This is a genomic window from Mesobacillus campisalis (assembly GCF_000986785.1).
Classification (GTDB): domain Bacteria; phylum Bacillota; class Bacilli; order Bacillales; family Cytobacillaceae; genus Mesobacillus_B; species Mesobacillus_B campisalis.
Map to the genome: position 1 here is coordinate 39,931 of NZ_LAYY01000033.1, position 9,786 is coordinate 49,716.

The 9,786-nt window shown below is 42.8% G+C and carries 10 protein-coding genes and 1 riboswitch; of the genes, 4 read left to right on the forward strand and 6 right to left on the reverse strand.

Translation table 11 applies throughout. The features are described 5' to 3' along the window. Window positions 1–69: 69 nt before the first annotated feature. Window positions 70–945, forward strand: coding sequence for an SDR family oxidoreductase (locus WQ57_RS19895; RefSeq protein WP_046525516.1), 876 nt, complete (start codon window positions 70–72; stop codon window positions 943–945). A 113-nt stretch (window positions 946–1,058) separates the two neighbouring features. Beyond that, complete coding sequence (locus WQ57_RS19900; RefSeq protein ID WP_046525517.1) at window positions 1,059–1,961, forward strand: nuclease-related domain-containing protein; 903 nt, start codon at window positions 1,059–1,061, stop codon at window positions 1,959–1,961. Between the two features lie 702 nt (window positions 1,962–2,663). Here the strand turns inward: WQ57_RS19900 and WQ57_RS19905 are convergent. Next, window positions 2,664–3,086: a YehS family protein gene (locus tag WQ57_RS19905; protein ID WP_420912407.1), complete on the reverse strand. Its 423-nt coding sequence runs from the start codon at window positions 3,084–3,086 to the stop codon at window positions 2,664–2,666. Between the two features lie 220 nt (window positions 3,087–3,306). Here WQ57_RS19905 and WQ57_RS19910 point away from each other — a divergent pair, with 220 nt between their 5' ends. After that, entirely contained in the window at window positions 3,307–3,873 is a 567-nt protein-coding gene (locus WQ57_RS19910) for a uracil-DNA glycosylase (protein WP_156183187.1), read from the forward strand. A 62-nt stretch (window positions 3,874–3,935) separates the two neighbouring features. Here WQ57_RS19910 and WQ57_RS19915 read toward each other — a convergent pair whose 3' ends face one another. The 5 genes from WQ57_RS19915 to WQ57_RS19935 all read right to left on the reverse strand — a co-directional run bounded on the left by WQ57_RS19915 (window position 3,936) and on the right by WQ57_RS19935 (window position 8,954). Then, window positions 3,936–5,459 (reverse strand): SulP family inorganic anion transporter, encoded by a 1,524-nt coding sequence (locus WQ57_RS19915; RefSeq protein WP_046525520.1) that lies wholly within the window; start codon window positions 5,457–5,459, stop codon window positions 3,936–3,938. A 20-nt stretch (window positions 5,460–5,479) separates the two neighbouring features. After that, window positions 5,480–6,064 carry a xanthine phosphoribosyltransferase gene (locus tag WQ57_RS19920; RefSeq protein WP_046525521.1) on the reverse strand — a complete coding sequence of 195 codons (585 nt, stop codon included), beginning with the start codon at window positions 6,062–6,064 and terminating at the stop codon, window positions 5,480–5,482. Between the two features lie 160 nt (window positions 6,065–6,224). Next, a riboswitch (purine riboswitch) is annotated at window positions 6,225–6,326 on the reverse strand. A 165-nt stretch (window positions 6,327–6,491) separates the two neighbouring features. Beyond that, window positions 6,492–6,704, reverse strand: a complete 213-nt coding sequence (locus WQ57_RS19925) for a hypothetical protein (RefSeq protein ID WP_046525522.1) — start codon at window positions 6,702–6,704, stop codon at window positions 6,492–6,494. A gap of 165 nt (window positions 6,705–6,869) precedes the next feature. Continuing rightward, entirely contained in the window at window positions 6,870–7,853 is a 984-nt protein-coding gene (locus tag WQ57_RS19930) for a tRNA dihydrouridine synthase (protein ID WP_046525523.1), read from the reverse strand. Between the two features lie 246 nt (window positions 7,854–8,099). Continuing rightward, window positions 8,100–8,954, reverse strand: a complete 855-nt coding sequence (locus WQ57_RS19935; RefSeq protein WP_046525524.1) for a malate synthase — start codon at window positions 8,952–8,954, stop codon at window positions 8,100–8,102. A 470-nt stretch (window positions 8,955–9,424) separates the two neighbouring features. Between WQ57_RS19935 and WQ57_RS19940 the strand changes: the two genes are divergently transcribed. After that, the coding region (locus WQ57_RS19940) for an IS3 family transposase (RefSeq protein WP_046525525.1) at window positions 9,425–9,786 on the forward strand (362 nt) is incomplete at its 3' end.

The window sequence follows — 9,786 nt, forward strand, 5'->3', positions numbered from 1 at the left end:
CCTGCAATAATAATCCATTCTCCGGGAATTCTATGATGATTGAAAACAAAAAATATTGGAGGTTTTATCATGGGCAACTCAGGCAGTCAGAAGCCAGCAAATCTTTTTCCTCCCCAGCATCAAGACCAGCATCCAGGGATGGAATTCTTAATGGATCCCCAGCCAATTTACGATAATGAGAATTACAAAGGCAGCGGCAAGCTTAAGGGACAGGTCGCGATTATTACAGGCGGGGACAGCGGTATTGGGCGTGCGGTTGCATTGGCCTTTGCCAAGGAGGGAGCGGACATTGTCATCGCTTATTACAACGAGACAGAGGATGCGGACAAGACGGTTAAGCTGGTAGAAGCTGCCGGAAGCCGGTGCCTGGCCCTTTCCGGTGATATTGCAAATGAGTCATTCTGTAAAGACATAGTGGATCAGACGCTGAAGACATTTGGAAAAATCAGCGTCCTGGTCAACAATGCAGCGGTGCAGTATGTCCAAAACGGAATACAATCCATCTCCCCGGAGCAGATGGTCCGAACCTTCCAGGTCAATGTTTTCGGCATGTTTTATTTAACAAAGGCTGCCCTGGTCCACATGAAAGAGAATTCAAGCATCATTAACACCACATCCGTTTCCGCCTATGAAGGGAACCCCCAGCTTATCGACTACTCGGCAACAAAAGGAGCAATTGTATCCTTTACCAGGTCATTGGCCAAGTCCTTGGCAAACAAAGGGATCAGGGTAAACGGAGTATCTCCTGGAAAGGTTTGGACACCTCTCATTCCGTCCTCCTTCCCCGCTGACCAGGTAGCCCAATGGGGCAGCACAACTTCAATGAAACGTGCCGGCCAGCCGGCAGAGTTTGGACCGGCCTATGTATTTTTGGCCTCATCCGACTCCTCTTATATGACAGGGCAAATTTTGCACTTAAATGGCGGGATTGTGGTTAATACTTAGGGCAAGGTGGCTTGCCCCTTTTCTAAATGTAACAAATTATTAAAAATTTTCGGCGGAAGGTACTGTAGTATTTTATAAAATAGTTATAGATAACAATAGAAAGGAAGTGGGCCATGCTTTGTAAATCCCGTAAGGAATCGGATGAGATCCGTATTCTTCGACATTTAAACAACCGGATGACTTTAACCGAAAAGGACAAGCAGCATTTTTTGAACCTGGCAAAGGGCTATGAGGGGGAGGTGTTGTTTGACTCCTTAACCGAGAAGCTTTCCTGCGAATGCTATAACCTGAATGATCTGCTGCTACAAGTGGGTGGAACTTTGTTTCAAATTGATACATTGATCATTCTACAGGGAACGATTTATGCTTGCGATGTGAAATATCATGAAGGAGATTATGTCTACGAAACAGATAAATTATATAAAAAGCCAAGAATTGAGGTATTAGACCCTCTGCTTCAGCTAAAAAGGAGCAATTCCCTGCTGCGCCAATTGCTAAACAAGCTTGGCTATCATTTCGCTCTTGAATCTTATGTCGTTTTTAACAATCCCCAATTCACCTTATACCAAGCTCCTCTCAACAAGCCTTTTATTTTCCCAACACAAGTGAACCGGTTTTTACAGAAGCTGGATTCCACCCCTTCCAAGCTAAGTTCCAAACATAAGCAGCTGGCGGATAAATTGGTGTCACTTCATATAACAGACTCCCCCTACCGCCAACTTCCTTTCTATGAGTATGGCAAGCTTAGAAAAGGGCTTACCTGCTCTAAATGCCAGTCATTTGAATTTCATGTCAAAGGGAAAAACTGTGTGTGCAAAGACTGCGAAACCCTCGAGCCTGTCGTTTCGGCTGTCATTCGCAGCATAGAGGAATATAAGCTTCTTTTTCCAAATGAAAAAGTCACAACAAATGTCATTTATGAATGGTGCAAAATGGTGACCAAAAAGCGAATAAGGGCAATTTTGCAGGAAAACTTTACAGCTGCCGGAGGTCACCGTTGGTCTTATTATGAATAAGGGGGATTATTTGTATTTGCTGACTTAGGTGGAGGCCGTCAGTACCTTTTTTGGGGATCCTTTGAATTTCGGGCACTGAGGGTACCTGTCAGTTACCTTTTTTCGGCGTTCCCTTATATTTTGGGCACTGAGAGAAGCCGTCAGTGCCTTTTTTTCGGCGTTCCCTTATATTTCGGGCACTGAGAGAGCCTGTCAGTGCCTCTTTTTCGGCTCCCCCTTGAATTCCGGGTACTGAGAGAGCCTGTCAGTTACCTTTTTTCGACTCCCCTTGTATTTCGGGCACTGAGAGAGCCTGTCAGTTACCTTTTTTCGACTCCCCCTTGTATTTTGGGCACTGAGGGAGCCTGTCAGTGCCTCTTTTTCGGCTCCCCCTTGAATTCCGGGTACTGAGAGAGCCTGTCAGTTACCTTTTTTCGACTCCCCCTTGTATTTTGGGCACTGAGGGAACCTGTCAGTGCCTCTTTTCCGGCTTCCCCTTAAATTTCGGGCACTGAGGAACCTGTCAGTTACCTATTTTCGCCAACCCCTTAAATTTCGGGCACTGAGGGCCCCTGTCAGTTACCTATTTTCGCCAACCCCTTAAATTTCAGGCACTGAGGGCCCCTGTCAATTACCTTTTTTCGACTCCCCTTGTATTTCGGGCACTAAGAGACCCTGTCAGTTACCTTTTTCCCCCAAGCATGCTAATTTCAGGTTTTGACCTTATCCCCTATACCGAATCGCCAGCCCCTTCAGGAAATTTCGGGCGTACCGGTCTCCGCATTCTTTGTAGTTCTTATGTCCTTCTTTTCTTAAGAGCGCACTCAATTCGCCCTTTGTCACTTTTACTCCCGCTGAGTCCAAAATCTCAATGATATCCTCGCTTGTTAACTGGAGCGCGATTTTCACCTTCTTCAGCAGCAGATTGTTCACATGTTCACCGGTTAGTGCCAAGCTGTCCGGCTGCCCTGGCTTAAGCTCCTGCTTTCCCCTTTTGAAGACAATGAAGCCATTTAAAAAGGACTCAATCATCCTGTTATTAACCTTTAACTGCTCGTCATCGTCCTCTCCGGTCGATTTTATCAGCGCCTGCTGAACATCCGCTTTTGTCATCTCAATGCCGCCAAGCCTGAAGATTTCGGCCATATCTGTATCTTTTATATCCAGTGCGTATCTTAATCTGATCAGTATATCGTTATTTTCCAACTAAATAAGCCTCCTGCAGCGTAATCTTTTACCTTTTATGTTCCCCATCTATCTTAACGAAAAATCTGCCAGCCCGGAAATCTTTTAACTGGTCAGCGTGATATAATTCCGCGTAATTATAACCATGATAAAATTATCAATGGAAAAGAGGAGGACAAACATGTCTTTTTGCGCTTCATTATGGCCGGAAGAACCAACACCTGGGCATTTGAAAGATTGCAATGAATGCGGCCTTGATAGTCATGGCTCCAGAATGGTATGGGGTGAGGGAAATCCGGAGGCCCCCATTATCGTTCTCCTGGACAATCCCGGCGCCCGTGAGGACCGGGAAAACCGGCCCTTTGTCTGCGGGACAAGGCAAACCCTGCAGCAGGCCGCCTGCGAGGCTGGAATAAAAACTGAGGACCTATACGTAACCTACATTTTAAAAAGAAGGCCAGTGCGGGCATATGATAAAGAGCAAACGAGACAAATCTGCATGAATCACCTTAAGGAACAGTTGCAGACAAGGCAGCCTCAGTTAATCGTCTGTCTTGGCAATATCGCCGTTCAATCTTTCTTTCAGGAGCCCGAATTCGATGTTAAATCTTTAAGAGGAAAAATTCATGATGTCCGCGGCTACCAGACAGTCGTTGCCTACCATCCTCTTGCCGTAAGACGCCGTCCCAACCTCTGGCCGTTATTTTTAGAAGACTGGAAACTAGTCGCCGGTCATTCATTTGGCTGAACAAAAAAATAAAAGGCTGTCCGGGGAGCGGAATCCCCTTGGACAGCCTTTTTTACTCTAACTTAAGAAGCGATGCTTTGCTTAATGGATTTATGCTCTACTTCTCTCGCTGTACTATTCGCATGCTGATAAGCACAATAGACGAGGAATACTGTTACCAGCAAATAAGCCATTGAAAACTGTGGAGCCGCATTGAATGCCAATTTGGGTGCGTGCATAAATCCGGCGAAGGAAAGGGCAGCACCAATTAAGGAGAAAATACTTGCCTTAGCAAATTGACGATCAATGATAAACACCGTAACGGCACCTAAAATAATTCCCGTAAACATCGCTCCTTGTCCGAGCGGAACGATTCCGGCAGAGATATTGGCAACAGTCTCGCCAGCTGCCGAATTAAAACGTGTCATGATATAGTTTGCAAAATAAGGAAGGATCGCAATCACGACAGCAATGAAATATTTTGGTTCATTCGATTTGAAAGCTGTTGCTACCATTGAAACTCCAGCAAATACGAGTATTGGTGCAACAGCAGCAATCGGTATAAGAGCTGACAGGGCAGCAATGACACCTGTCATGGCGGCAATTCCAAACACAATGGCATTTAGAATGCTATAACCACGGCCGGCATTCATTGCTTTTGAACCAACTGTGGCCGTATAAACGGTGGTAGGAAACAGTCCGCCGAATATCGCTCCCAGCATGGTGCCAACTCCATCTACAGCCTGACACTCCCGGACATCATAGGAATCTCCGGCGGCAGCCATGGCATCCACGTTGTTCATCGTTTCAATTGCATTGTAAATCGTGATTGGTAAAATAACGGCCAGCAAACCGACTAATGCTGTGAATAACAAGCTCATTCCCTCAAAAGCAGCGAAACTTGGAAGGATTGGATAAAACCCAACATGGGCGAGTCCTTCGGAAATCTTATCTGTAGATTGATAGCCTAATGTGAAAGTCAAGACCGTACCAATTATAATGGCAAATAACGAGGTAGGAATATTAAAAGGCATCGCCATCTTCCCTACAACCCCAACAAGAATAATAATCAATGTTACAAGACCGACAACAGGGATTGAAAAAGTGTTGAACAACATCTCGCCAGCAATGAACGTAAGTGCTACCCCTGCCAGAGCCCCCAGCATGGCAGCCCGGGGAATCCGATTGCGTACCCAGTTGCCTGTCACACTTACGGCCGCTTCAATTAGACCACTTAAAAATGCAGCAGCGACAGCAACTTTCCATGCAAGCTCATAATCATTTGTCAATGCATAGGCCGGCGCAAGAACGCCGAACAAAAAGACAAACATGACGGGCGTACTGATTCCATAGGAAAGTGCCGTGACATCAGTTCTGCCTTCTTTTTTCGCGAGTCGGTTTGCCATAAAGGCATAATATAAATTCCCAACCATGACGGCTACAGCGGTACCAGGAATTACTTTTCCAAAGACGATGCTCGCTGGAAATCCCATCCCAAGCATGGTCGCCACGATAATAACAAAATTGGCCAGGTTGTTTTGAAATAGAGAAAAGAAAGCATCTGTATCTTCCTTTTTATACCAAGGGTAGTTAACCACTTTATTCATTTGCGCATTCTCCTCTGCAGTTAAATTAAAGTTTCTTCTAAAAACGTCACTTTTGAATTCTTTAACGATTGAATACGAGCCAGAGACTCCACTCTAAATCCTTTTTCTTCAAGTTTTTCCCGTCCGCCCTGGAAGGACTTTTCAATCACAATCCCTACTCCTGCAACTGTTGCGCCTGCTTGTTTCACAATCTCTGTCAAACCGATTGCTGCATGGCCAGTAGCCAGGAAGTCATCAATGATTAACACATGATCGCCGGGTGAAATAAAGTTTTTGGATACTGTGATTTTGTTCGTTTCTTGCTTTGTAAAGGAATACACACTGCTTGTATAAACATCATCCGTCATCGTCAGCGATTGTTTCTTCCTGGCGAACACAAGTGGAACGTCCAATTCATTCGCTGCCATAAAACTTGGGGCAATCCCTGAGGATTCAATCGTTAAAACCCTGGTAATTTTACAATCCTGAAATCTTTTAACAAATTCTTTCCCGATATTTATCATTAAGCTGGTATCAATTTGGTGATTTAAAAATTGGTCAACTTTTAAGACACCATCCGCTAATACCGATCCTCTCTCTTCAATTGCGCGTTCTAATTCTTTCATTCCGGTACCTCCTCCAGCCTGTATGAAATATCCCCTTGAAACACAAAAAGCCGAATGTTATGAGATCACATTTGACAATAAGTGATTCCCGTAACATTCGACTCCCATTAAAAGTCAGTTTGAAAGCAGTGGAAAACAGCAAATAAAAATGCCCATTTCCCCTGCTAAGGAGATCACTTGTAGTCAAGTCATTTACGGCAACTTGGTAGATACTTGTGGGCCATATCCCCACCATTATACAAGTAACATTATTAATTTGTTCGGTTATGAAAGTGATTATATAGTAAATCACTAAAAATTAAAAGCTTTTTTGACAAAAAAACGAATAAAAGGAAAAAACAATCCTTTTTAGTTCGTTTTTTCAGCTATCCAGAGAAAGATTTACGTAATATTGTTAAAAAAGCACCCTTGATAGGATGCTTTAAAATCATAAATCTTGAGATTTAGAGTCAAGTGATTCGTTTACACTCACATAATTTACCCTGCTTAGTTGGATAAAGGTGTTTTCAAACTTAACCCATTCCTCACCAGAGTGGACGGTTTGTTTGAAAATCTGATCTTCTGTTTTATCTGTTACCTCAAATTGTGCAGTGTCCCCACCGTCAAAGTAGAAAGTGACAGTTAAATTGTTTTCTGACATGAATTCTCGCTCCCTTCTTTAACGTTTATACCCGATTTTTTTAGCGTTAAAATAGAACCTAACAAAAATTAAGAAGGGCCGAACTGACTCCCTAGTAAAAAGGCAACGTCCCTAATAATGGGTTCGTTGCCTTTTTTCACGCTTTTTCCTTGAATGGGAACGCTTCTACTGTTCCCCCATTCTCTCGGAATTCTTTGCCTCAAAACGATTAAGCAATGCGCGGACTCCATCTGTTGTCTTTGTGCTCATTAATTGATTTCTCAATTCACCAGCCCCGTGGAATCCTTTGACATAAATCTTAAAGAAGCGATGAAGAGCCGTGAACGGTCGCAGCTCTAAATGCGAATATTTATCATGAAGATCCATATGCAATCGCAAAAGATCAAGCAATTCCTCACTGCTATGTTCTTTTGGTTCCTTTTCAAAGGCGAATGGATTATGGAAAATGCCGCGCCCAATCATTACCCCATCAACACCATATTGTTGGGCAAGCTTCAAGCCGGTTTGACGGTCAGGTATATCCCCATTGATCGTCAAGAGGGTATCTGGTGCCACTTCATCACGAAGTTTTTTAATCTCCGGGATCAGCTCCCAATGAGCAGGTACTTTGCTCATTTCATCCCTTGTACGCAGATGAATGGAAAGGTTAGCAATATTCTGGTTCAATATGTGTGTCAGCCAAGGTCTCCATTCATCCAAATCCGTAAAACCAAGCCTTGTCTTGACGCTTACAGGCAACCCGCCTGCCTTTGCCGCCTGTATTAATTCCGCTGCAACTTCCGGACGGCGGATCAGGCCGCTTCCCTTCCCGTGCTGCGTCACATTAGGGACAGGGCAGCCCATATTGATATCCAAACCCTTAAAGCCCATTTCCGCCATCCCCATACTCATTTGCCGAAAGTTCTCAGGCTTGTCCCCCCATATATGGGCTACCATCGGCTGTTCATCCTCCGTGAAAGTCAAACGGCCGCGCACACTCTTGATCCCATCCGGGTGACAATAACTCTCCGAATTTGTGAACTCTGTAAAAAACACATCAGGTCTGGCTGCCTCACTAACCACATGGCGGAAAACAACATCCGTCACTTCTTCCATCGGTGCCAGTATAAAAAAAGGTCGTGGTAAATCACGCCAAAAGTTATCTGTCATAACATTCAAATCCTCTCTCTATCGAATACCAGGGCAATCACTTAGCCATATTTAAAAAGCAGAAAGTCTCTGCTGCTTTTTTACTTATACCATGCCTAAGCACCTTTTATCAAACTGATCGGAAAGGTATATTTTAACTGTACAATAGGAAAAGGCCCCAAATTCGCAAAAGGATCTTTTGCGATATCAGGACCACGATGTCAAATGTTAATTTAGGTGGGTTACACGTTTTCTTTGGGCTAAAGTCTAAATACGCATTAATGCGCCATTAGCCTTTGGCAACTCTTCCTCTGTTAGCTGATTCATTTTACAAAAATGCTCAAAAAATTCTTGTGCCAGTTCTCTTTCCTTTGGATCACTTTTCAACGAAACGATATCCTGCAGAATTTGAGCCATCCACGAATTTTCAAAATAACGGTATTTACCTGTATTCCATGTCATTTTGTTCGGGAATTTTTCATTTACGTAGTATTTCCAGAAAAGCATCTGATCAGATTCCTCTTCTGTAAGTTGGAGTCTGTATTTTGAATGGGCAGGTATGTACCCATCTTCACAAAGCTTACCGATAAAGTTTTCATTCACCATATAGACACCCAGGATACGTCTGTCTTGTTCAGGCCTGCTGGAATCTATTTCAGTTAACAGGACCGCACTATTTTGGTGCAGGCGGCTCGGTTTGTTTGGCTTCCCCTTGTTATTGCCGCTTTTTATCAAGCCTGAAAAAACCTTCCACTCTGAAAAAGAACTACCAAGCTCTTCAGTGTCACACCAAAAAACCATTTGTGATTCGGGATGAAGTTTATGATTTTTCATAAGCTTTTCATATTCCAAGCGAAGTTCCTGTTTTTTTCGTTGCAGCTCTCTTTCCTGTTCCTTCTTCCACTCTTGCTCTTTTCGTTTCATTGCCTTTTTTTGCAGCATTTCTTCAAGGGAATTGGCAACACTTTTATCGTGTAGTGTCAGGTGCTTTTCAAATACATCGGGGAAAATAAATTGTTTATTTTCAGAGGCGAAATTTATTTCAATACGGGAATCATTATGATTTACTATATTCCCCATGCCATAACGCTTGTGTGTAACTTTCTTATTGATTAGATTCATTATTCTAGCCCTCCTTGCAGAATAAAAACTCCGTTACTACCAGATAGTAAATTGATCATTTTATTCACTTGCACAACTGTTTGAATTTTTCTTCGGTTGAAAAAGGATAGCAATAAAGCCTCAATATTCTACCTGCAAAAAATACAGCGGGATTAGAACAAGAAAAAAACAATTGTAAGATTATTGTAACATTTTTATAAAAATATTGCAAATTTATTGTTGACACCATATTTTATGATGAAGTAAAATGTAATTTTATTCTCTGTATTTAATGGTAAAAATTATGAAAAATGGACTCCAAAAAGTCGCGATGCTTCTGAAAAAGCCCTGTAAATAAACGCGAGAACATGAATAAAAGCAGGTTCCCTTATCTAAACTGTATCCTGTGTAGTAGACACTTAAAAAAAAGCGTCTACTGCACAGGATTTTTTTAGGTACAATAGATTACAAATGGTACGGGAGAAGAGTATATGAGTAAAAAGATATTTACAAAAAAAGAGATCGAGATATTATCTAAAAATCCCTATGTAAAATCAGTTAGCCCAAAAGGGATTACCTATACTGATGAGTTTAAGGAGCTCTTTATAGCTCAAAACGAAAAGGGAAAGTTTCCAAGTGAAATATTTAGAGACTGTGGGTTCGACCCAGAAATCGTTGGTAAAAGGCGTATTGATTCAGCAAGTAAAAGATGGCGAGAAGCCTACCGTATGAATGGAGTGATGGGACTCCGTGACACAAGACCAGGAAACTCAGGCAGATCCAGGGAAAGAGAGCTTTCCATCGAAGAAAAATATGCAAGGTTAGAGGCCGAAATTAACCTGTTGAAAGCAGA